The sequence below is a fragment of the Nostoc sp. KVJ3 genome (assembly GCF_026127265.1).
Classification (GTDB): Bacteria; Cyanobacteriota; Cyanobacteriia; order Cyanobacteriales; family Nostocaceae; genus Nostoc.
Map to the genome: position 1 here is coordinate 1,472,341 of NZ_WWFG01000001.1, position 22,786 is coordinate 1,495,126.

The 22,786-nt window shown below is 43.8% G+C and carries 18 protein-coding genes and 1 pseudogene; 8 read left to right on the plus strand and 11 right to left on the minus strand.

Features of this window, described 5'->3' with window-relative positions:
- Nucleotides 1–20: 20 nt before the first annotated feature.
- The 3 genes from ilvB to GTQ43_RS05990 all read right to left on the minus strand — a co-directional run bounded on the left by ilvB (nucleotide 21) and on the right by GTQ43_RS05990 (nucleotide 4,119).
- Complete coding sequence (ilvB, locus tag GTQ43_RS05980) at nucleotides 21–1,934, minus strand: biosynthetic-type acetolactate synthase large subunit (RefSeq protein WP_265271513.1); 1,914 nt, start codon at nucleotides 1,932–1,934, stop codon at nucleotides 21–23.
- A 133-nt stretch (nucleotides 1,935–2,067) separates the two neighbouring features.
- The gene (locus GTQ43_RS05985) at nucleotides 2,068–3,345 is read right to left on the minus strand and encodes an MFS transporter (protein ID WP_265273676.1); all 1,278 of its coding nucleotides are present in this window, start codon (nucleotides 3,343–3,345) and stop codon (nucleotides 2,068–2,070) included.
- Nucleotides 3,346–3,519: 174 nt separating this feature from the next.
- The gene (locus GTQ43_RS05990; RefSeq protein ID WP_414859109.1) at nucleotides 3,520–4,119 is read right to left on the minus strand and encodes a hypothetical protein; all 600 of its coding nucleotides are present in this window, start codon (nucleotides 4,117–4,119) and stop codon (nucleotides 3,520–3,522) included.
- Between the two features lie 837 nt (nucleotides 4,120–4,956).
- Here GTQ43_RS05990 and GTQ43_RS05995 point away from each other — a divergent pair.
- The gene (locus tag GTQ43_RS05995; RefSeq protein ID WP_265271516.1) at nucleotides 4,957–5,100 is read left to right on the plus strand and encodes a hypothetical protein; all 144 of its coding nucleotides are present in this window, start codon (nucleotides 4,957–4,959) and stop codon (nucleotides 5,098–5,100) included.
- An 84-nt stretch (nucleotides 5,101–5,184) separates the two neighbouring features.
- Here GTQ43_RS05995 and GTQ43_RS06000 read toward each other — a convergent pair whose 3' ends face one another.
- Nucleotides 5,185–5,316, minus strand: coding sequence for a hypothetical protein (locus tag GTQ43_RS06000; protein ID WP_265271518.1), 132 nt, complete (start codon nucleotides 5,314–5,316; stop codon nucleotides 5,185–5,187).
- Between the two features lie 363 nt (nucleotides 5,317–5,679).
- Between GTQ43_RS06000 and eno the strand changes: the two genes are divergently transcribed.
- Nucleotides 5,680–6,969, plus strand: coding sequence for a phosphopyruvate hydratase (eno, locus tag GTQ43_RS06005; RefSeq protein WP_265271520.1), 1,290 nt, complete (start codon nucleotides 5,680–5,682; stop codon nucleotides 6,967–6,969).
- Nucleotides 6,970–7,065: 96 nt separating this feature from the next.
- Here eno and argC read toward each other — a convergent pair whose 3' ends face one another.
- Nucleotides 7,066–8,124 carry an N-acetyl-gamma-glutamyl-phosphate reductase gene (gene argC, locus GTQ43_RS06010; protein WP_265271522.1) on the minus strand — a complete coding sequence of 353 codons (1,059 nt, stop codon included), beginning with the start codon at nucleotides 8,122–8,124 and terminating at the stop codon, nucleotides 7,066–7,068.
- Between the two features lie 496 nt (nucleotides 8,125–8,620).
- Here argC and ribBA point away from each other — a divergent pair, with 496 nt between their 5' ends.
- Complete coding sequence (gene ribBA, locus GTQ43_RS06015; RefSeq protein ID WP_265271524.1) at nucleotides 8,621–10,294, plus strand: bifunctional 3,4-dihydroxy-2-butanone-4-phosphate synthase/GTP cyclohydrolase II; 1,674 nt, start codon at nucleotides 8,621–8,623, stop codon at nucleotides 10,292–10,294.
- A 213-nt stretch (nucleotides 10,295–10,507) separates the two neighbouring features.
- Here ribBA and GTQ43_RS06020 read toward each other — a convergent pair whose 3' ends face one another.
- The 3 genes from GTQ43_RS06020 to GTQ43_RS06030 all read right to left on the minus strand — a co-directional run bounded on the left by GTQ43_RS06020 (nucleotide 10,508) and on the right by GTQ43_RS06030 (nucleotide 13,482).
- The gene (locus tag GTQ43_RS06020) at nucleotides 10,508–11,101 is read right to left on the minus strand and encodes a molybdenum cofactor guanylyltransferase (protein ID WP_265271525.1); all 594 of its coding nucleotides are present in this window, start codon (nucleotides 11,099–11,101) and stop codon (nucleotides 10,508–10,510) included.
- Nucleotides 11,098–13,155, minus strand: coding sequence for a thioredoxin domain-containing protein (locus GTQ43_RS06025; RefSeq protein ID WP_265271527.1), 2,058 nt, complete (start codon nucleotides 13,153–13,155; stop codon nucleotides 11,098–11,100). The genes GTQ43_RS06020 and GTQ43_RS06025 overlap by 4 nt, the downstream gene beginning before the upstream one ends.
- 171 nt (nucleotides 13,156–13,326) lie before the next feature.
- Nucleotides 13,327–13,482, minus strand: coding sequence for a hypothetical protein (locus GTQ43_RS06030; protein WP_265271529.1), 156 nt, complete (start codon nucleotides 13,480–13,482; stop codon nucleotides 13,327–13,329).
- A 477-nt stretch (nucleotides 13,483–13,959) separates the two neighbouring features.
- Here GTQ43_RS06030 and clpP point away from each other — a divergent pair, with 477 nt between their 5' ends.
- The gene (gene clpP, locus GTQ43_RS06035; protein ID WP_179065021.1) at nucleotides 13,960–14,571 is read left to right on the plus strand and encodes an ATP-dependent Clp endopeptidase proteolytic subunit ClpP; all 612 of its coding nucleotides are present in this window, start codon (nucleotides 13,960–13,962) and stop codon (nucleotides 14,569–14,571) included.
- A gap of 227 nt (nucleotides 14,572–14,798) precedes the next feature.
- Here clpP and GTQ43_RS06040 read toward each other — a convergent pair.
- A pseudogene (locus GTQ43_RS06040) lies at nucleotides 14,799–14,984 on the minus strand (hypothetical protein); the annotation flags it as partial.
- 76 nt (nucleotides 14,985–15,060) lie between these two features.
- Entirely contained in the window at nucleotides 15,061–15,945 is an 885-nt protein-coding gene (locus GTQ43_RS06045; RefSeq protein ID WP_265271533.1) for a hypothetical protein, read from the minus strand.
- Between the two features lie 1,259 nt (nucleotides 15,946–17,204).
- Here GTQ43_RS06045 and GTQ43_RS06050 point away from each other — a divergent pair.
- From GTQ43_RS06050 to GTQ43_RS06060, 3 genes are all read left to right on the plus strand, one after another.
- Nucleotides 17,205–19,559, plus strand: coding sequence for a ribonuclease R family protein (locus GTQ43_RS06050; protein ID WP_265271535.1), 2,355 nt, complete (start codon nucleotides 17,205–17,207; stop codon nucleotides 19,557–19,559).
- Nucleotides 19,560–19,734: 175 nt separating this feature from the next.
- Nucleotides 19,735–20,355 (plus strand): flavin prenyltransferase UbiX, encoded by a 621-nt coding sequence (locus GTQ43_RS06055; protein ID WP_265271537.1) that lies wholly within the window; start codon nucleotides 19,735–19,737, stop codon nucleotides 20,353–20,355.
- A gap of 173 nt (nucleotides 20,356–20,528) precedes the next feature.
- Nucleotides 20,529–21,230 (plus strand): LapA family protein, encoded by a 702-nt coding sequence (locus tag GTQ43_RS06060; protein WP_265271538.1) that lies wholly within the window; start codon nucleotides 20,529–20,531, stop codon nucleotides 21,228–21,230.
- 21 nt (nucleotides 21,231–21,251) lie between these two features.
- On the opposite strand, the gene GTQ43_RS06065 is transcribed toward GTQ43_RS06060, so the two are convergent.
- Nucleotides 21,252–21,446: a hypothetical protein gene (locus tag GTQ43_RS06065; protein ID WP_265271540.1), complete on the minus strand. Its 195-nt coding sequence runs from the start codon at nucleotides 21,444–21,446 to the stop codon at nucleotides 21,252–21,254.
- 782 nt (nucleotides 21,447–22,228) lie between these two features.
- Between GTQ43_RS06065 and GTQ43_RS06070 the strand changes: the two genes are divergently transcribed.
- On the plus strand, nucleotides 22,229–22,777 hold the full coding sequence (locus tag GTQ43_RS06070; protein ID WP_265273677.1) for a shikimate kinase: 549 nt from the start codon (nucleotides 22,229–22,231) through the stop codon (nucleotides 22,775–22,777).
- The last annotated feature ends 9 nt before the right edge of the window (nucleotides 22,778–22,786 follow it).

Genomic DNA, 22,786 nt, shown 5'->3' on the forward strand with positions numbered 1-22,786 from the left:
TGCTTAATTCTCAAAAAGCGCTACAACTTCGTCCCGCACTCAGCACAGAAGTTGTGGGTGGGAGCATTTTTTGCATTGCAGTGGCTACAATACACTGGCTCTGCTGCTGATGAAGCCGATCGCTTCTGCAAGCCAACCATTTGAGCGTTGCTCTTGCCAGGGACTACCATTGGATAGCAGTTTTCGTCTCTGGTGACGTGGACATTTAAGATAACTGGCCCTTTGTGTGCCAGCATTTCGGCGATCGCATCTTTTAATTGACTGCGATCGCTGATTATCATGCCTTTAATGCCATAAGCTTTTGCCAATAACTCTACGTCTGGCATCCCTACTTCCATGTTTGAGCATGAATAACGCTCACCGTAGAAGGCTTGTTGCCACTGGCGCACCATCCCTTGCCAGCCGTTATTGATAATTATTGTCTTGACATTTATTTCATATTGTGCAAGTGTTCCCAATTCCTGCAAACACATTTGGAAACTAGCATCACCGCTAATACAAATGACTTCTTCATCAGGAAACGCCACTTTCGCGCCCATTGCGGCAGGTAATCCAAAACCCATCGTTCCCAAACCTGCGCTAGAAATCCAGCGTCTTGGGCCGTTCTTGAGGAATTGGGCTGCCCACATTTGATGTTGTCCTACATCTGTAGTGTAGAAAGCGTGGGGTGCTTGGCTACTAACTTCTACAATTACTTCTTGGGGCGAAATGCTGTCGGCATGGTGCGGCACGATGAGAGGATATTCTTCGCGCCAACGGTTAACTAAATTTAACCACTCTTGGTTTTGATTGGGTGTAGCCTTAACGCCTGTTTCTTTGCAGCGACGCAATAAGTCTACTAAGACGTTCCGTACATCGCCGACGATGGGGACTTCGGGAACGCGGTTTTTGCCAACTTCTGCGGGATCGATGTCTATATGAATTACTTTCGCGCGGGAGGCGAATTCGTCTAATTTACCAGTTACGCGATCGTCAAATCTCGCGCCGACGCAAATTAACAAGTCACAATCACTAACGGCAAAGTTAGCGTAAGCTGTGCCGTGCATCCCCAACATTCCCAAAGCTAGGGGATGATGTTCGTCAAATGCACCGATCCCCATTAAGGTTGTAGTGACAGGGATATCGAATAATTCAGCTAGTTGTTTGATTTCTTCGTGGGCACCGGCTGCGATCGCGCCACCACCGACATACAATAGCGGACGGCGACTTTCAGTAATCAACTGAATCGCGGCATTAATTTGTCGGGGATTTCCCTTCACTGTGGGACGATAACCGCGTAACTTGACTGAACCTGGTTTTACAGGTACATAGTCAAATTCTTCTAAAGCGACATCCTTGGGGACATCAATCAAAACTGGCCCTGGTCGCCCAGTGCTAGCGATGTGGAACGCTTCGGCGACAATTCGCGCCATATCTTTGGGGTCACGCACTACATAGGAGTGCTTGACGATGGGTAGGGTAATGCCGTAAATATCGGTTTCCTGAAAGGCATCTGTACCAATGGATGGACGTGCTACCTGTCCCGTAACCACAATCATCGGAATTGAATCCATGTAGGCAGTAGCGATCCCTGTCACCAAGTTAGTTGCTCCTGGGCCAGAAGTGCCAAAGCATACTCCTACTTTCCCCGTTGCACGGGCATAACCGTCGGCGGCGTGGGCTGCGCCTTGTTCGTGTCTCACAAGAATGTGCTTCATAGCACCAGTTGCTTCCACCTTATACAGGTCGTCGTAAATTGGGAGAATTGCCCCACCAGGATAACCAAAAATGTAATCAACGCCGTGGCGATGAAGGCTGTCAAGGAGGGCAAAACCGCCAGATGCACGTTTGGGCAGGACTGGCGGGTTATAAGGACGAGACTGTTTGTGATTCTCAGTTTGTGGGAGACTAATTTGGGAGAGCGATTCTCCTGCGGAGACACTTTGTGAACGCACGGTCAAACCTCAGACTATAGCTAAAGTTAATGCTGAATTTCTGTAGTTAAGATTTCATTTTAATTGAAAACTTCAATCAAAATCTGATAAGTTTTTATATTGAATATAAATCTAGATTATTAGCCTACATTAGTTAAAGTACGTCTTGCAAGACATTGCGGGTATTTCTCCAAGTCCAAACACCGACAACTGCAACCACGAGACTCATTGCGATCAGGACAATTCGCAAGCCAAACTCTTGATTTAACCAGCCTGTAATCGCCAGTGGTGCAGAAAGAGCGATGTTAACGGCATGATTTTGAAAGCCAAAGACCTTACCATGCATAATTGGTGGAGTCTGCTGTTGAATTAGAGTTTGCATTGGTACACCAATTAGGGAACCACTCACACCCAATAAAATACATAATCCGATTGCTAGTCCTTGACTATTAGTAAAGGGAACCAAAGCCAAAATCAGCGCCATACCTAAAAAGCCCATTAAAGGCAAAGGTTTGTGATGTGTTTTATCGCCCAAATGACCCAAAATGCCCGCACCAATGACTATACCGATTCCAACTGCGGCAATAAAGCGTCCAGATTGTTTGCCCTGTAAACCAAACTTTTCTGCTAAGGGAAGGGCAAGTACCATCAACGATGCAAAGACGCAGTATAAAACTGTAGTTTGCAGCATCGCATTTAATACCAAACGGTTTTTCTTCAGGTAGCGTAAACCTTCTTTAAAGTCAGCCCAAAGATCGATGCGATCGCCCAAACCTTCACTCGCTGATTTTTTTTCCTGAAAGTGAATCGGGAGCATAATTACAGCCGAGAACAGGTATAACAACGCCACTACTAACTCTGGGCCATACTCTTTAGCTATACCAGTTTCAGCCAAACTCAGCAGTGGATCTCCTAACAAAAAACCGACAATTAAAGCACCCATCATTGTGCTAGTAAACAGCGCATTGGCTGCTATTAAACCCTCTCGCCGCACCAGTAAAGGAATTGCAGCTTGTTCGGCTGGGGCAAAAAATTGGGTAATGGTGGAAACTCCAAAGGTAATCAGAAAAAGTATATGGAAATTCCTTGGTAAAAAGGCAAGTCCGATGACTAATAATCCGCGTAAGATATCAGAGCCTACCATAATTAGCTTTTTTGGTATGCGATCGACAAATACACCTCCTGCCGAACCAAATAAAACTGCTGGGATGGTAAACGCTACCATCAAAATGGGGTACATCGATTCTTTCGCTACTCCCAAAGGAGGAAGGTAGATACTGTTTTTGTCTACTACCAGATCGACCAACATTAAAAAGAAGACTTTGTCTGCTAACTGGGAGACTATTTGCCCAATCCACAGAAGCATAAAACCACGGTTTTTTAGCAGTGCGCCAAACCCGTTATTAACAGCAGCCGGTTCAGTTGGAAACATTAGATACTTTATTTGGGTAGATGGGGCATGGGGATGGGGCATTGGGCATTGGGCATTGGGCATTGGGTATGGGACATTGGACATAGTTTTTCTTGACTGTCCCCTGTACGCTATCACCTGTAACCTTTTCCCTTCACCACTCCTAACTCCTAACTCATAATTCTATTGTCCGGACTAATTTGCTTCATAGTGCTTTAACAGCATAAGCAAAAACTCAGCTGCTGTCAGATAACCTTTGGGTGGAGAAATTTCAATTAATGAATCTACCCACCAGCCTTGTACAGTTTGGAGGTTAGATGCAGAGCGGCTTTTTGTCAGACATTTCCACATAGATAAATGATCGACTGCTGGTTGTGCATAAAAGTTATTCTGCCCACTACCCAGCAAACTAGAACTCCAATGAGTAAAATAATCATGACTCATGCGATGAATCGGGAAATTACCCTGTAGTGGTACTCCCCATCCATCTATAGCAATAAATGCTTTGACAGAACCACCCAAGAGTTGCCACAAATGTGCTGCCCCGATCGCTCCAACTACGCCAGCACTAAAGCTAATAAATATAATTGGCGATTTTAGAGAGTTGATCGAGCAATCGCGCAAGAACTGCAAAATGTGCAAAGCTGATAAAACTAAAACATCTTTACCGGGATAAATCAGTATATTTGCGGAGTTGTAGGCGATCGCGCTATCAGCAACCATATCTAATAATCCGACTTTAAAGCTTTCTGTTAATTCTGGCTCATGAATTCCAGGGCAAATAATTATACTTATCTCTCTATTCTGCAAATTTCTCATCTGAAGATAAATCTTTGTACCTGAAAATTTAGATCCCCGACTTCTTAAAGAAGTCGGGGATCTGCACACCGCGACTTTTCTCAAATCAGACAGGATTGCTATCTATAAATATAGCCTTATTTTTACTGAGAAATTTGATTTGAGGGGAGCATCCTGGGTTTTTACATTTACTATTGCGCTGCATTGGGAAGGAAATAAGAGAATAGAGAAACGAACCGCAAAGAACGCAAAGGTAAGACAGTTGTAAAGGGCTTGTGCATCAGTTGCATGAATTTAAAAAAAATGGGATGTTAACCTATAAGAGTTCCTCAGCCTTCTGTGCTACATCCAATTATTTTATTTGAAATTTGCTAACTTTTTAATTACTGAAATATGGGATATTAATAGGTGTTTGCAAACCCTGTGAATCTATCCTGAAAATATTTTCTTGAATAAAACAAGATGGATTTTAAACTTAGTCTATTTTTAACCAATTCATAAGAATTTCATGAAAAAAATATGGCGTTTTGTGTGGGTTTTATCACCCATAAAGAAATTTTTCGAGTCAGCTTGAAAGGGCTAGTTCTAGCAAATATCAGCCCAAAGTCTTATTTTACCTCACTCAGCAGTTTGGGCAGGAGAACCTACCCAAGAAGAGCCAGCAGGTAAGACTTCGCCTTTCATCAACATGGAAAAGTTGCCCAAACTCGACTCAGGTTCCATCACAGTATTTTGACATCCTCCCCGCCGTAAACGGTCGGGGATTCCTAAGACTCACGACTTAGGTTTCTGTTTCATAGCAACCGCCTCCACCCCCTAAGAGGATTTGGTCTTATGTTCGCTCCACAGACTTTACGACTGCGTGTCCCGCAGCAACTTGAAAACAAACAAGATTTTCAGGTGTTTTGTAACTTAAGGATGAAACCAATTGCCTCTCGTTCTTATCCCAGTCTGCCGTCTTTTCTGCGCCGTCGATAGTTTTCTATCAAACTTTGGTGTTAGGCTTTCTGTCTCCGATGTCTGGGTGGGTCAACGACCACTTCTAACTCTACCACAATACCTCTAATATAAAGCCGTGCTAGAAGCACGGGGTTTTAAACCCAACTTTCTGATAAAGGACGATCGCACCACTACCAACTGAACAGCGATCGCCCCGAAAATAGAATCAAGAACGCTTGCACCATCTTCTTGCATCCATGTATACGTGAGGTAAGGTAGCACATAGACGCGTAGCAGCTTGCCGCAGGGTAGGGCACAAAGAAAGAAATAAGAATCTAGGCACAGCGTCTCGTAGAGAGCATCTTGATTCTGAATTATTCTTTAAAAGTTTTTTGTTGAAATATGATATCTTGCACCAGTATTATTTAATTCGCTGTTACATAAATAAATCCAGCCGACGAAGGTTTCAGAATCCGATCAATTCTCCTGTCAGTTGACTCCAACTGTGGAAATCTTCTTTAATGTCAGCCGAGAAAGTCTCTTAACCGCCTATGCTAGCGATTGGGTTAGGCCGTTGGACTAGATGGGTAACACACTCGAATAAAGGATAAAGTACGGATGAGTAAATTTCTAGATACTACCATTGAAGCGATCGCAGCCCGTGAAATTCTTGATTCACGCGGTAGACCGACAATTGAAGCCGAAGTGCATTTAGCCAATGGTGTTGTCGGACTAGCACAGGTTCCCAGTGGTGCTTCTACTGGCTCTTTTGAGGCTCACGAACTGCGTGATGGCGATAAAAGCCGTTATGGGGGCAAAGGCGTACTCAAGGCTGTACAAAACGTCAAAGAAGCACTTGCGCCAAAATTGCTAGGCTTGGATGCCCTCAACCAAGAATTGCTAGACCGCACAATGATCGCCATAGATGGTTCTCCGAACAAATCCAATTTGGGGGCGAATGCTATTTTGGGGGTTTCCTTAGCAGCAGCCAAAGCAGGTGCTGAATCTCTAGAAATTCCCCTCTATCGCTATTTGGGTGGCCCTTTAGCGAATTTGCTCCCAGTACCATTGATGAACGTGATTAACGGTGGCGCACACGCATCAAATAACGTAGATTTTCAAGAGTTTATGATTGTCCCAATTGGCGCAACTTCCTTCCGGGAAGCGTTGCGCTGGGGTGCAGAAGTGTTTGCTACCCTCAGCCAAGTATTAGATGAGAAGGGTTTGCTCACTGGTGTAGGTGATGAAGGCGGTTTTGCCCCTAACCTAGAATCTAATCAGGTGGCTTTGGAATTGCTGGTTGCTGCCATTAAGAAAGCTGGTTACAAGCCAGGGGAAGAAGTAGCTTTGGCTTTGGATGTCGCCGCTAGCGAATTTTACAAGAATGGTCAGTATGTTTACGATGGTAAACCTCACGCCCCGGCTGAGTTTATTGATTATTTGGGACAACTGGTTGACCAATATCCAATTGTGTCAATTGAGGATGGTTTACACGAAGAAGATTGGCAAAGTTGGCAATTGCTGACCCAAAAGTTAGGTTCGCGGGTGCAATTGGTAGGGGATGATTTGTTTGTGACGAACGTTACACGCTTGCAAAGAGGCATCCAGGAAAAAGCCGCCAATGCGATTTTGATTAAACTCAATCAAATTGGTTCTCTCACCGAAACCTTAGAAACGATTGATTTGGCAACTCGCAACAGCATCCGTTCAGTAATCAGCCATCGTTCTGGCGAAACCGAAGACACAACGATCGCTGATTTAGCCGTAGCAACCCGTGCCGGTCAAATCAAAACAGGTTCCCTCTGTCGCAGCGAACGGGTAGCAAAATACAATCGCTTACTGCGAATTGAAGATGAACTAGGCGATCGCGCCGTTTACGCTGGTGCTGTCGGTTTAGGGCCGAAGTAGGGAGATGGGGGACAAGGGGAAATCATTGAATAAATCTCTCCCTTGTCTCCCCCCTCCTCCTTGTCTTCCTTGTCTCTTTCCAATGCCCATTCCCAATTAAGGATAAAACCCCAACTTGGGCAACCCCAAAGTTTCATCCCAACCCATCATCAGGTTTAAACACTGAATCGCTTGACCTGCTTGCCCTTTAATTAGATTGTCAATTGCTGACATGACAATTACGCGACCTGTGCGCGAGTCAACTTCTACACCGACATAACAAAGATTGCTGCCGTTAGCCCACTTGGTTTGAGGATAAATGCCACTACCGCAGACTTTTACCCAAGGAGAGTTGCGGTAGAAGGCTGAGAAAATTGTAATTAAGTCATCTCGCACTAGACCGGGATCGCTCAGTTTGGCATATACTGTTGCTAAAATCCCGCGTACCATTGGGATAAGGTGCGGTGTAAATTGAATCATGAGTTCGTGACCAGCTAAGTCACTGCAAATTTGCTCAATTTCTGGGGTGTGACGGTGACGGCCGATATTGAAAGCTGCGATGGAATTATCTGCTTCAGATAGTAATAAATTGGTTTGAGGTTGCCTTCCACTGCTAGATGTACCGGACTTGGCATCAATAATAGCTGTTTCTGGCACGATTAAGCCTTGCTTTAAAAGTGGCGAAAGTGCAAGGAGACTAGCTGTGGAATATGAACCAGGACAGCCAATGAGTTGAGCTTCGGCAATGCGATCGCGATAAAGTTCTGGTAATCCATAAACTGCTGTAGCGGCAATGGTGCGATCGCTTCTCTCAATACCATACCAATTTGTATAAGTTGTCAAATTACTAAACCGATAATCTGCACTCAGATCCAGTACTTTACATCCTTTTTCTAAAAGTTTGGGTGCGATTTGGCAAGCCAGACCATTTGGTAAAGAGAGGAAAACCACTTCACAACGGTGAGCAATTATTTCTGGTTCTACTGCTTCTATTAGCAGGTTAGTTGCATGAGCCAGATGCGGGTACAAATCCCCGAAGGATTTCCCGATACTACTCTCACCGCCTAAATAAACCAGTTCGACTTCTGGATGATCCATCAGGAGCCGTACTAACTGTACTCCACCATAGCCCGACGCGCCAACAATCCCAACGGGTACGCGTCTTAATTTGCCCATGATCTGAAATCCTTATCCCATGAATGGTTAATTCGTTCTCAGCTATCAACAATATCAGCGACTAGACTCACAGCGAATAAAACTTCTATTACCCTTCTACTTTTTTCGGACGGCAAGGAAGAGAACGCAGGGAAATTTTGAAGAAGGCATCTATGCTGAGGGCAGAGGGCAGAAGGAACTTTTTCGTTGGGGATTCAGACCCCAACCAATTGTAAGCACCGTATAGACGGTGGGGTTTTATACCCAAGTTCGGTTCGGTCACAGGCAGAGGGAGGAGGCAGTATTCCCTTCTGCCTTCTGCCTCCTGCCCTCTGCCTTTCTTGATAAAATATTCTATTTGTTTCCCTCATCCTTTGCTGTACCCCCACTTTGAATGGCAAAAATTCTTGCCCTATTATCAAATCATTGCTACTCTACTTCTCTGCCTTATAAAGGAGCTACAATCTAAAAGAAGAAATTGTAAAAAAAATTTACGTTGGTATCTGGAAATCCATCTGTGTCACAGCCTAATACTACCCAAGCTTTTAAATTTGATTCGATTGATGCCGCTTTAGCAGACCTAAAAGCTGGTCGTGTAATTGTAGTGGTAGATGATGAAAATAGAGAAAATGAAGGCGACTTAATTTGTGCCGCCCAATTTGCCACACCCGACACGATTAATTTTATGGCAGTGGAAGCTAGAGGGCTGATTTGTTTGGCAATGACAGGCGATCGCTTAGACGAGCTAGACTTGCCTTTGATGGTCAGCAACATTACAGATACTAACCAAACTGCCTTCACTGTTAGCATTGATGCTGGCCCAGAATTGGGTGTCACCACTGGCATCTCAGCCGAAGACCGCGCCCGTACTATCCAGGTTACTCTCAATCCAGCCGCAAAACCTACCGATTTACGTCGTCCCGGTCATATTTTCCCCATTCGGGCGAAAGCTGGAGGCGTACTCAAACGCGCAGGGCATACAGAAGCGGCTGTAGACTTATCTCGACTAGCAGGGCTATATCCAGCCGGGGTAATTTGTGAAATTCAAAACCCCGATGGTTCAATGGCCAGGTTGCAGCAGTTAGTTGAATACGCTAAACGCCACAATTTAAAAATAATTAGTATTGCGGATTTAATTAGCTATCGCCTAAAGCACGATCGCCTCGTGTATCGTGAGGTAATTACCAAGCTGCCTAGTCAATTCGGCCAGTTTGAAATTTACGCCTACCGCCATACCGTAGACAATACAGAACACGTTGCAATTGTCAAGGGCAATCCAGCGAACTTCAAAGATGAGCCAGTAATGGTGCGGATGCACTCAGAATGTTTAACTGGTGACGCTTTAGGTTCTTTGCGCTGCGACTGTCGAATGCAGTTACAAGCCGCCCTGAAAATGATTGAAGCCGATGGTCAAGGTGTAGTTGTATACCTACGGCAAGAAGGGCGGGGCATTGGTTTGATTAACAAGCTAAAAGCCTACTCATTGCAGGATATGGGACTGGATACAGTAGAAGCAAATGAGCGCTTGGGATTTCCTGCTGACTTGCGAGACTACGGGATGGGCGCACAAATGTTGATGGATTTGGGTATCAAAAAGATTCGTCTGATTACCAATAATCCGCGTAAAATTGCTGGAGTTAAGGGCTATGGGTTGGAAGTAGTTGATCGCGTGCCATTGTTGATTGAGGCAAATGACTACAATTCTTATTATCTAGCAACAAAAGCGAAAAAACTGGGTCATATGCTGTTACAGACTTATCTAGTGACAGTAGCAATCCATTGGCAAGATGACCCGGAAGCTGTGACGGAACGTTATGAACGCTTAGAGAAATTGCGACATTTAGCAAAAAGCAATGATTTATTATTGCAGGAAGAAGCGCGTCCGTTAGCGATCGCTATATTTGACGAACCATCTTTGACAGTCCACTTGGGTTTCGATCAAGCAAAAGTTGCCAGTTGTGATTGGTATCAACAAAGTGGTCATCCTTATATACAGGCTATCTTCCAAATTCTAGATAACCTCGCAACTTTGCCATACATCCAAAAACTAGAATTTCTGATTTCCTCTGGTTGCGATCCCTTGAGTAATTTACAAGTGCAACTAGATCGACAGACATTCCCAGATGGTACACTGCCTTCATCAATTAGCGATCGCTTAGAAAAACAGCAAATCTATAGCTTTAGCAAATAGCTTGAATGATTTTTTTCTGCTCATGAAATTCTATTTGCGTAAAGACGCGGTTAAGTAGAGCGTGTCACAATCAGGTTCAGTTAAGGTTATTTGATGAAAATATATAGATCCCAAATCCGCGATAAATCGCCGTCAGGACGAAGGACTGATGATTGTAAAGATGGCGATTTATCGCGTCTCTTGCCTTAACCGAATAGTTCTGAATGGGAACCGCTATAAAGCCAAGTCTTCTGGTGTATTACAGTTAAACAACATTTCGGGTTCTGATAAAGGCAAAACTTCTACAGGATATTGCCGCAGCCACTGCTGAAACGATCGCCCCCCTTGGTTGATAAACTCTAGAAGTTGTGGCAAACAGCGACGGCGATAAAAACCACATAGAGGTTCCCAGCCTTTAGGATGATCGGCTAAAGCTGCGATCGCATTATCCCCCATGCCATCAAGTTTAGTTACCCAATCTTGCAACACCTCAACCCGCAATCTCGGCAAATCGCAAGCTAGCAGCAATACCCAATCTGTTTGCACTTTGGCTAGTCCTTGAGCAAAACCAACTAAAGGCCCGTGGGATATAGATTCTCCAGATAAAGGTACTTCTTGGATAAACTGGCAATCAGGCAAAAGTAAGTCTTGATAGCGTTCTGGCCAGGGAGTGATTATATAAACAGTATCAGCACAGCTTTGAGCGATCGCACAAACTCGCTGTAACAACGGCACTCCTTGAATGGGAATTAAGGCTTTATCCTGACCCATACGAGAACTCTTACCGCCCGCTAATACAATTGCTGTTAATTCGCTTCTGGTCGTCATCCTCTATTCTGACTTTTGTCCACTTGCTGCAATAAATGCTCTACATTTTCTGCTGGTGCAAGACACTTCAAACCTTGGCAAACTAACCCAACGCTTCCCTCTGGTAAATCAGATGTGATAGCAAACACAGCCGTTGGTAGAAACTTGGGGATCAGCGAGTTTATTTGCTCTGTGGTGCTGCGAATCAAGGTAGAGTTACGATACCAATCCAAGGCTGTAAATAAGCTGGGACAAGCTTGGGGAGCGCGATGCATCACACTTTTAAAAGCTTTCAAACCAAGTTCTGCTAAATCCAAATAATCTAGATTATCCGTGAGTAAAGCCAGACGGACAAGGTTAGCGATCGCAATTCCATTCGCTGAAGGTGTCGCATTATCCGTGTAACTCCGCTCTCTAACAATTAAGTCTTGACTAGAATCGCTTGAAGTGTTATTGTATCCGCCTAATTCCACGCTCCAGAGAAACTCGTTAAATTCATCTTGGATAGCGATCGCTTTTTCTAACCATTGTTTATGCTCAGGGTTGGAAGCTTGTAAATCTAGCAAAGCTTTAATAAACAAAGCGTAATCTTCAGATTGAGCTAAAACGGTTGGTTCACCTTGATAATTAAGTCGCTGAAAACGCCCATCGACAAACTGATTTTCCCAGATAAAATTCGCTGCGCGTGCTGCTAATTCCAGATATAACGGTTCTTGGAAAACACCAGCAGCTTTAGCCAGTCCAGAAATCATCAAGCTATTCCAGGCGACAATCATCTTCGTATCTGTCACCGAAGGAATGCGACCCGGCCAGTTAGTCGTTTTTGCTTCCTGGTTGTTACGAGCCGGGGGAAAAGTTTCTAGTGACTCAGAATTAACACCATAGCGAACAATAAACAGCTTACTCAATGCTGCTTCTAGCGTTTCACTCAGTTTGCCAGAATTCCTTCTTTGTAAAACATTGCCTCCTTCAAAGTTACCGTTAGGGGTAACAGTAAATTCTTCTTGCAATTCCCTTAATTCTTCAGGAGTTAACAGTTGTTGTACTTCGCTGTAACTCCAAACATAAAAAGCTCCTTCTTCTGGTTCTACTGCCGTGGCTTGGGTGAAGCTGTCGGCATCTTGAGAAGCATAGAAGTAACCTTCCGGTGCGGTCATTTCCCGCTTTAGCCATTCTACAGTACCAGCGATCGCTCTTTCAAACGCTGGTTCTTGTATTCCTGCACTCCATAAATTTCCTAGATACTCGACAATTTGTCCATTGTCGTAGAGCATCTTTTCAAAATGCGGTACTGTCCAAGTTGGGTCAACAGTATAGCGATGAAAACCACCAGCTACATGGTCATAAATCCCACCCAGCGCTAAATCTAGTCCTCGCTGGGTACAAACTTGTTTGCCATCATAGCGAGATTCAAAATTAAATCGAGTTCCCCGCAGTGCTAATTCTGTGTAGGGGATCATCGGAAAACTATTGCCAGATTGATTAGGAGTAATGATCCCTGTACTGGTTTCCCAACCTTGGCGGAGTAATTCTCGGTCTTCAAGCTCAGTTGTTGCAGCATCTTGCAACACCGCAGACGTGAGCAGAGACTCAACAATTAAGGCTTTGCGTTGCTGTAATTCTGCTTTTTCTGTATCGTAATAACGGCGAAGGGCTTGCAACACCTGTAAAAATCCCGGACGACCATAGCGCGGGTCTACAGGAAAATAAGTCCCGGCGTAAAACGGCACTAAATCTTCTGGAGAAAGAAAAATATTTAAAGGCCAACCTCCTTGACCACTCATCATCTGCAAAGCTTGCATATAGATGCTATCGAGGTCAGGTCTTTCTTCCCTGTCTACTTTGATGGGAAGATAATTAGCATTCATGTAGTCAGCGATCGCAATATCAGAAAAAGCCTCGCCTTCCATGACAGTACACCAGTGGCAACTAGAGTAGCCAATGGAGAGAAAAATCGGTTTATTTTGCGCTCTTGCAGTTGCAAGTGCTTCGTCACACCAAGGCCACCAATCAATGGGGTTTTCGGCGTGTTTGCGGAGATAGAGGCTCTTAGCTTCAGCAAGGCGATTAGTCACGATCAAATCCAAATAGTTGCCTTCTTTGCTCAGTCTACCTTGTTCCCAAGAGTGTTAACCTAGACAATTCTGTATGTGCAAGATCACCCTACAAGCGAGTTACTTCTTGGGTAGGAGGTAGTAGTGCATGTCTTTGATATCGCCGACACCTGTGTAATTTTTGAAATATTTTTACTGAAAAGATCGCAATAGCAAACTAACAATACTTGGTGGTGTTTCTCGCACAGGTGATGCTGTCTTTGACTGAATTAAAGTATTTGGGCTAAGTCCTGCTATCAGGTGGAGCAAGAAGGTGATGATGGCGGCTTGTATAAGTTTTTCCAGCATGGCACGTCTCTTGTGAATGGATAGCATTTGAATGAGGACTGGTTATTCTAAATACACCTCGTACTATCGATTTACCGAATCTAACAAAAATAACTTGATAATTGCTGAGGGAAATCCTAAAAAAATGTTTAAAATGTTACAAAAAATGAAGACAAGTCCCTAAGCAAGTTAGATTTCGGTCATCGGTTTAATGACTTCATCGCCAAAGTTGCCCAGCAAAGGCCGAGATTATGAGGTTGGCGATAATTGGAGTTTTTTGATTTGTTTTTTCCCTACATGGGATATTCTCTTAGACAGCTTTTGCCGCGAAAAAGTGCCTTTATAGGTTGAATCTATTGCAAAATCATCCTTTATACTCTTTTTGGGCAAAGAAAAACGATAAAATTTTAAGCTATCTGCTTGAGAACAGTAGAGATCAACCCCAGTTTCGTGCTGTCACCGATAAAATGTATTTAAAGTAGCCACAAACACGCTTCCATGATTCCTATCGTTATTGAACAATCGGGTCGAGGTGAACGCGCCTTTGACATCTACTCACGGCTGTTGCGTGAGCGCATCATCTTTTTGGGACAACAAGTTGACAACAACATTGCTAACTTGATTGTTGCCCAACTGCTGTATTTGGATGCTGAAGACCCGGAGAAGGACATTTATATGTACATCAATTCTCCCGGTGGTTCGGTGACGGCTGGTATGGGCATTTTTGACACTATGAAGCACATTCGCCCTGATGTCTGTACAATTTGTACCGGATTGGCGGCGAGTATGGGCGCTTTCCTCCTCAGCGCTGGTGCTAAGGGTAAGCGGATGAGCCTACCCCATTCTCGAATTATGATTCATCAACCTCTCGGTGGCGCTCAAGGACAGGCGACTGATATTGAAATTCAGGCGCGGGAAATTTTGTACCATAAAAAGCGGCTAAATGACTATTTAGCTGACCATACAGGTCAACCAATTGAGCGCATTGCTGAAGATACTGAACGTGACTTTTTCATGTCACCAGAAGAAGCCAGGGAATACGGTTTGATTGACCAAGTGATTGACCGCCACGCCGCCGGTAGCCGTCCAGCCGTTGCGGTTGTTAATTAATAGTCACGATTGGTAAATGGTGATTTACCACTTTTAATTGCTTTAAACGCCAAAAATAACCCCTTTTCATCAGTGAAGAGGGGTTATTTTTACAATGGGTAGTCTACTCAAGTACTTAATATCGATTTGCAAAAATGACTAACTAAAATCCCGCTAGTAGTCTGTCAAGTCAAGTTTGCTTGGTTCGTATTAAGGACTTTAGTCCTTACTACGAACTTATTCATCCATCAAAGTTGGTCTGGCTGAGATTGGAGATATTGGAGAAAGTCTAATAATTCTACTTCTGTCAGTAAGGTACGCGATCGCTTCCCATAAGTTTTAATCAGATAATCCCGTCCCTGCTCTGTTGTCAACCCTAAACGCTACATTTCACAATCTGTTTGAGCAATTACTTCAGAAAAATTCACAGGTTCCATAGCTTCGTTGCTGTTTCAAGAGCCTATGTTATTAGTCATCAGTCCTTACTAATGACTAATGACTAATGACAAATCAAAATCCCGCTATTGGGTCTGGCTGTGATTGTAAGTATTTGAGGAATCCGTGTAATTCTTCTTCAGTGAGCAAAGTACGCCCACGTTTCCCGTAGGTTTCAATCAGATGCTCCCGTCCCTGTTCTGGTGTCCAGCCTAAACGCTGAAGTTCGACATCTGTTTTAGCAATGACATCCGATAAATCCACAGGTTCAGCTTTCTTATTTCTCTTTTTTGTCACTGATGGGGTAGCTACATCCTCTTGAGGGCTGTAACTCCGAGGTGTAAATGGTGTGACATTGTTGGCAGAAATTGCTGGAAAGGTTTGATTTTCCACCTGGTTATCAAAGGTTATTTCTAATTTTTCAACTGGAGGATCAAATTCTAGCTCCCGGTCGGCAGTCAGAGGAAAGTTTTGACCTAAATCCTGGCTATAGGTATCGCTTGGTAGGGACGAAGCATTACTGTACTCATACTGTTCGTTACTGGTTGTTACTACTTCTGGTTTGATGTTGCGGACTTTGGAAGGCGGTATAGATATTTCTTTATCGCTAACCGATGGCCATTGACTACCAACAAAATCCCCATCTTTTGCAGAGGAATAAATAGACTCATTCAATCCACCTTTGGTATTCAAGGAGGGATTTAGCTGCGCTGGAGAAATTGGATTTGAGTTAAATGCCACTGATTCTGGTGGCGCATTTGTAATACCCAAAACTATCAACGCCCTAGTTCTAGCCTGGTCTTCTGCTGCTTCTACTGTTTCTGCTGCTGCCATACCCGTCGCACGGGTTACGCCTTCTATTTGCACGCTTGCTCGGACAATATATTTTCCTTGAAAAATTTGCACTAATTCAGAAATCAGACTGCCCTTGGGATACAAGCTCTGGAATTGAGCCAACATAATACTGCTACCAATCTAAATCTTTTTTATAACGAGGTTCATACTGCTTGGATGTTCAAGCAATGTAAGTTGCCCTTACTTTAATTTACATCCACTCCACAGCCAAGATGCCTGTCAATATTACATTTCTTCTCTAAAAGAAGCTACGCAAACATTTCTAGCAAGTAAGTGGGCAAGAATAAATAAAACTAAGTTACGCCATGTTAATCAATTAAATTGGCTTGTAGTAAGGGCTTAAGCCCTTAGAATTGGGCTGAAGCCCTTACTACAAACCTTGAATTATTCACGCCCATTTACTTATCGATCGTCGTTTTTTGGCAGGGAATGAGTAAGCATAATTCTCTATCAAGGTGATATTCTTGCTTTGTCTTGTGTCCCAATTGTAGCAGTAGCTGTTTTTTGACGAAATTTTTGGCTAGTGCTAACTTATCTGAGTAGTCTTGCCTGCAATGCTATACTGATTACCCAACTAGATATCTAGAACTATTTTCTGGAAGTGCGCTCTAAATCTACAATAATGGAGATAAGGTTCACCCTCACTGCTTATTAAGCTGCTCACCTAATTGTTACCGATTCTACATGTGGGAAAATTGGGTTCATCGGCAGTTCCTCCTAGTTAAAATCAGATTCTAATGGCGTAAAATTACCTTCACTCTAGACAATCAAACACCTGTAGTTTCGACACCACTTGCGACCCTTGGTGAGGTAGCCCGGTCTTGTTGTACCAACAAAGAGGGACTACCGAACCCCCTCTGAGCGCAGTGGCTCCCCTGCATAGCGCTTTTGGGCAGTATGGATTCTCTAAACCCAGCCTCTCAAAAACCCGTCGCGTAATTCACTAGCGGGGCTAAATCTTAAAATCAGGCGTACTTTCTTAGTTTGGTTAGGTGAAGAGACTTGAACGCAGGCGAATTCTGAGAGCATTAGGACTTACGCAAACCTACACGTGGTAGGTAGGAGCAATTGATGAATTGCCCCTACCTGGAAATAAAGGTTTCGGCTAAAGTTTTGCGTAAGTCCTGAGCATCTTGCAGTGAGAAGTTCGTAGACACCCAGAGTTGTCCGTGGGTGGGCTTCCTTTGCTCGGAACTGTGGGAGTAGTTTCCCGCTCTTGCTGGGTTAGCTTACTTTCCTTAGAACTTAGGAAGCCTTGCCTTGGGGTAATTCGTTTCCAGCTTGTTTCTGTAAGCCGTGAGGGTATACAGGAATGAACCAGATTAAACAAAAAATGATGTTTTGACCAAAGGTCGGTTCACTGCATGGAATTTTCAATCGCTACACTCCTTGCCAATTTCACCGATGATAAATTGGTAGCTCGGAAGGTTTTAGAAAAGAAACTTGGCTGTGAAGATGAAAAAAGTTTACAAAAACTTCACATCGCCTTAGATGTTCTGGAAAAAATCGGTATTTTAGTCAAAGAACGGGGCAAGTACCGCCGTGTCTCAGAAGAGGGAATAATCGAGGCAAAACTCCGTTGTTCTAGTAAAGGCTTTTGCTTTGCTATTCAAGATGTGGAAGGAGCCGAGGATATTTACATCCGCGAAAGTCATCTGAGTAATGCTTGGAATGGCGATCGCGTTTTGGTGAGAGTTCTCAAGGAAGGCAGTCGCCGTCGCTCTCCCGAAGGGGAGGTGAAGCTGATTTTAGAACGTTCTAACCACACCTTGCTGGCACGAATTAAGCAGGTGGAAGCTGGTTTTAGGGCTGTGCCTTTAGACGATCGATTGCTGTTTGAATTGAAGATTCAACCTAACGAGGCAAAGTTAGAAGAAGCGATCGATCACCTGGTTCATGTGGAAGTTTTGCGTTACCCGTTGGCACAATATCCTCCCCTTGGTCGAGTTGTGCAAATCCTCGGTAGTGATGCCGAAGCTGCTGCTGATATAGATTTAGTTACGTGCAAACACGACCTTTCCCGGACTTTTTCGGATAATGTGTTGGAAGCAGCCGCCAAGTTGCCCAAAAAGTTACTCAAAGCAGACCTGAAAAATCGGCTAGATTTGCGTAACTTGTTTACTCTCACTATTGAAGGGGTAAATGGTGATACCAAAGTTATAGAAAACGCTTTTAGTTTAGAAAGAAACTTAGCCGGGAATTGGCTTTTGGGCGTTCATATCACCGATGTTTCTCACTATGTCCAACCTGATGAAGCTTTAGATAGAGAAGCGCTCAAACGGGGCAAATCAGTGTATTTGGGAGAATTAGTGTTGCCAATTTTGCCCCCAGCAGTCGTAGAACGCTGTTCTTTAGTACCTGGGAGCGATCGCTTAACCATCTCTTTCTTAATTACCATTGATCCCCAATCTGGAGAAGTGCTGGAGTGGGAAATTCAACCCAGTGTCATTAACGTAGAGACTGCACTGAGTACGGAACTTGCTCAAGCAATTCTCACTGGTGTTGCACAAGATAAATCATCACAGGTTTCCCAAATTCTGCAAGACCTCCAAGCCTTGCAAACAGCCGTAAAACAGGTACGTTTGAATCGTGGTAGCCTCCAGTTGAATCTGCCACCCAGTCAAAACGCCTATTATGATGAAGGGATTCTCGGCGCTGTGGTGGTGAATGATTTACCAGTGCGATCGCTACTCACGGAGTTGGTACTGTTAGTTAATCAACTGGTTGCAACTCACTTAAATGCTCTTGGTGTTCCTGCCATTTGGCGAGTCCAAGGTACACCCGATGTCGAAGATGTCCAGGAAATGCTGAAATTGGCAGTCAATTTAGGCGTTGACCTCACATTAGATCCAGAAGTCGATATCCAACCCTTAGATTATCAGCATTTGACCACAGCTTTTGCAGAATCTCCCTCTGAGCAAGTTCTGACTTACTTATTACAAGATACCCTCAAGCCGTCGGCATACAGCACCACCAAAGGATCTCACTTTGGTCTGGCACTACCGCAATATGTTCACTTTAGCGCTCCCTTGCGGCGTTACCCAGATTTGTTGATGCAGAGAGTGTATTACACCCTACTCGAAAACGGACGCGATCGCCGCAATACCCGTGTGAGAGAGCGCGTTAACCTGCGCCACTCCTCCAGCCACGAGGAAATTAACTGGAACGTTTTACCCCCAGAATTGCAGCAAGAACTCCAAAGCGATTTAACTAGGGTAATTGTCCAACTCAACGATCGAGAAAAAGAAGTCCAAGAAGCTGAAGCTGATTTAGCCGGACTGCAAAAAGCCCAACTGATGAAGCAACGCATCGGCCAGGTATTTCAAGGCGTGATTACCGGCGTTCAATCCTACGGTTTCTTTGTGGAAATTGAAGTACCAGCCGCCGAAGTGGAGGCCAGCAGTAATCCTGGTGTGCCTTTAAGGGTAGAGGGATTGGTACACGTCAGTTCTCTTAAAGACGATTGGTATGAATATCGCGCCAGACAACAGGCATTGTTTGGGCGGAAAAATCGCGCTTCTTATCGATTGGGCGATCGCGTCGCCGTGCAAGTTAAGAGTGTCGATTACTACCGTCAACAAATTGATTTGGTAACAGTCGGCAGCGATGGTCTAGCTAAAGGGTTAACTGGTAATGGTTCTAATGAGGAACTTTCAGACCTATACTTACCAAATGACATGGAGCCTGATGACCTAGATCCTTACTCGGAAGATGAGTAAAGTTAAAAAGCAGGGGAGCAGGGAGCAGGGGAGAAAAACCAGGCCACTTACGGTTGTTGCTCTCAACCAAGGAAAGAATTGGAGCAACGGTGCTTTCGCCTACAAGAGGCGAGGTTTGTACCTTTCCCCCTACCCCCTGCCCCCTGCCCCCTGCCTCTTATAAACTAAACCCTACGTGTCAAATAACACCAAGCCTTTAATTTTAGGCGTATCGGGCGCATCTGGTCTAATTTACGCTGTTCGCGCGATCAAATTTTTGCTAGAAGCGGATTATAGGATTGAATTGGTTGCCTCTAAATCTACTTACATGGTTTGGCAGTCAGAACAGGAAATTCGGATGCCACCAGAACCAATTCAACAAGAACAATTTTGGCGAGAGCAAGCGGGAGTTGCCCTTTCGGGTAAACTCCGTTGCCATCCTTGGGGTGACGTTGGAGCCGGTATTGCCAGTGGTTCCTTTGCCACTCTGGGGATGATAATTATTCCATGCAGCATGAGTACAGTCGCAAAGCTAGCAGTTGGCTTGAGTTCCGATTTACTAGAACGGGCAGCAGATGTCCAACTCAAAGAAGGGCGAAAATTGGTCATTGTCCCGCGAGAAACGCCTTTTAGCTTAATTCACCTGCGGAACTTAACCTCTTTAGCTGAAGTTGGAGTGAGAATCGTCCCCGCTATTCCCGCCTGGTATCATAATCCCAAAAGCATCGAGGATTTAGTTGATTTTGTAGTTGCCCGTGCTTTAGATCAACTAGATATTGACTGCATTCCAATTCAGAGGTGGGAAGGTCGTCACTAACGCTCTCGGTGGACTCATCAGAAATTTCACAATAGTCCTAAAAGGGTAATGATAGAGATGGCTGATAGTGTCAGTAGTCAGTGAACAGTAATTAGTGAAGAGTAATCAGACTGATAACTGACCACTGACCACTGACAACTAACCACTGACAACTGACAACTGACAAAATTGCTATGGCTGTAATTCGCTTAATTCTATTAGTGGCAGTACTGGGAGGACTAACACTGTTGTTAGTTCAAAATTTTTCACCTGCCCTATCGCTAGTATTTTTGGGCGTGCGAACTCAACCATTACCACTAGCGATATGGATTTTGTTCAGTACTACCGCAGGTGCTTTCACATCTGTATTGATTGCTACCTTGTTTAACTTATCCAATTATTTTGGGGCGGGACAACGCCAAACTCCTGACCGCCGAAGCACAACTTCACCTCGAACAAAGGCAACCCGACGAGAAGAACCTACATATCGCCCTGCCAGTCCTCCACCACCAGCTAGTAAAAAAGATGAGCCTACTAGTGATGAATTTGATGATTGGGAGACAAATGGCAGTAGAGATGATGATTGGAACTTTGATGAAAAGTCAGAAGAAGCGCCTACTCCTAATCCTCAACCTCAACCTACTAAAGACTCAAAAACTTACGAACGTCAATCAGAAGTCAAAAGCAGTTCTCAATCTGGTTCAGTTTACTCCTATAGCTACCGCGAACCAAAAAATACCGCTGCCGGAAAAACTGAATCAATTTATGATGCCGATTACCGGGTAATTATCCCCCCTTATCAGCCGCCAACTCCTAATCAAGCGGATGATGATGATTGGGAATTTTTTGAGGATGATGAAGATTTTGAGGATGATGATAAACGCCCCCGTCGGTGAGACATAGCCCCTGCTACGTCTCTACTTGATACCACATCGCTCTCTAGACTCCTGTTTGACCTTACCAGTCATGGCAGCTTCCTGCAAAGCCATGAAAGCATTTAAATCTTCTAAGTCATACGGGGTAGTCAACAGTTGTCGTAGTTGATTTTCAGCTTCCACTGTCAAATAGCCAGTTGCTAAAGCTGTTTGTACAACGTCACGAATTCTATTCATAGTTGACGCCTCATTCATCCTATATTTATTCATTCAGCCTTATTGGGGTGAAATATGCAGTAGTTTTTGTACCGAAACTTCTCTCTTTATAAAGATTTTTTGGGCGATCGCAGGATATAAGTCATTATTTACACCCGTATGGGAAGCATTGAATTGAACAGTGGCTTGTGATAACTAGATTTTTAGACTAACGACACCGTGCTGTTAGAAACACAGTATTGTGTATACTCAAAAATACCCACTAAAGTAAAAATTCGGATTATTTAAATAGACAGATATTATTTGGATAAAGTTTCAAACAAGCTATGTTAATTTTTTTGTTAAGCATTGCAATCTATATACGGCAATTACCAGGTTATATCAGGAAAATTACTACATTCTTGAAAAATTTATCGTTGATTACTTATGGTAATTTCTCAGAAATACCGTTAATCTATTGCTTGAGTTACTTTAAATACATTAATAAGAGCAGTTAATTGCTCTTAAATAGAGGATGAATTTGGAGAAACTCAAAATATTGCTAGTTAGAAAAGTTATGCGTAAATTTGATATCCCCAAAGGAAAAGCCTTGATACCCGTTGAAAATAAATTTATTGGAGGTTTACTTTGTGATTTGATTCCTGCGGAAATTGCTAATGTTCAGTGTTCAAAGTCTTAGAAAATCAAATGCGTTGGCGCAGCCCAACCCATGTATCGCTTGAACACGCACGGATGAGTCGTTGGGTTTATAATTTTAAACTGTGACTCAGTACTCAGAACTCATAAATGGAGCGAAGCAACTGGTGGACAGTTTATTACAAGGAGTCAATCTATACTTAATTGGGATGATGGGTGTTGGTAAGACGACAGTAGGGCCCTTACTAGCAAAGCATTTGGCTTATGGGTTTGTGGATATCGATGGTGTCATTGCCAAAGCAACTGGTAAATCTGTCAGTCAGTTATTTGCAGAAGTGGGTGAAGCAGCGTTTCGCCAAATTGAGAGTGATGTACTTTCACAAGTTTGCGCTTTTACAAAATTGACTATAGCAACTGGTGGGGGTATTGTATTACGGCGAGAAAATTGGGGTTACTTGCACCACGGTTTGATCGTATGGCTAGATGTGCCAGTTGAAATCATTTACAGCCGTTTAGCTGAGGATACCACCAGACCACTCTTGCAAGATGCTGACCTCAAGGGTAAATTGCGATCGCTCCTCGAACAACGAACACCACTTTACTCTCAAGCTGATTTGCACATCACTGTCCAAGAGGGAGAAACACCTGAAGACATTGCCAACAGAATAATTGAGGTAATTCCTAGCGTTCTCAAACCACAAGTCTCTCATTTATAGGGAATATTA

What these genes read in the sequence shown, in the direction of transcription:
- GTQ43_RS06020 (WP_265271525.1), bottom strand. Translation starts at nt 11,101, where the DNA reads ATGACGACCAGAAGCGAATTAACAGCAATTGTATTAGCGGGCGGTAAG.
- GTQ43_RS06000 (WP_265271518.1), bottom strand. Translation starts at nt 5,316, where the DNA reads ATGCAAGAAGATGGTGCAAGCGTTCTTGATTCTATTTTCGGGGCGATC.
- GTQ43_RS06065 (WP_265271540.1), bottom strand. Translation starts at nt 21,446, where the DNA reads ATGAATAGAATTCGTGACGTTGTACAAACAGCTTTAGCAACTGGCTAT.
- GTQ43_RS06030 (WP_265271529.1), bottom strand. Translation starts at nt 13,482, where the DNA reads ATGCTGGAAAAACTTATACAAGCCGCCATCATCACCTTCTTGCTCCAC.
- GTQ43_RS05995 (WP_265271516.1), top strand. Translation starts at nt 4,957, where the DNA reads ATGTTCGCTCCACAGACTTTACGACTGCGTGTCCCGCAGCAACTTGAA.
- GTQ43_RS06060 (WP_265271538.1), top strand. Translation starts at nt 20,529, where the DNA reads ATGGCTGTAATTCGCTTAATTCTATTAGTGGCAGTACTGGGAGGACTA.
- eno (WP_265271520.1), top strand. Translation starts at nt 5,680, where the DNA reads ATGAGTAAATTTCTAGATACTACCATTGAAGCGATCGCAGCCCGTGAA.
- GTQ43_RS05985 (WP_265273676.1), bottom strand. Translation starts at nt 3,345, where the DNA reads ATGTTTCCAACTGAACCGGCTGCTGTTAATAACGGGTTTGGCGCACTG.
- GTQ43_RS06045 (WP_265271533.1), bottom strand. Translation starts at nt 15,945, where the DNA reads ATGTTGGCTCAATTCCAGAGCTTGTATCCCAAGGGCAGTCTGATTTCT.
- clpP (WP_179065021.1), top strand. Translation starts at nt 13,960, where the DNA reads ATGATTCCTATCGTTATTGAACAATCGGGTCGAGGTGAACGCGCCTTT.
- argC (WP_265271522.1), bottom strand. Translation starts at nt 8,124, where the DNA reads ATGGGCAAATTAAGACGCGTACCCGTTGGGATTGTTGGCGCGTCGGGC.
- GTQ43_RS06050 (WP_265271535.1), top strand. Translation starts at nt 17,205, where the DNA reads ATGGAATTTTCAATCGCTACACTCCTTGCCAATTTCACCGATGATAAA.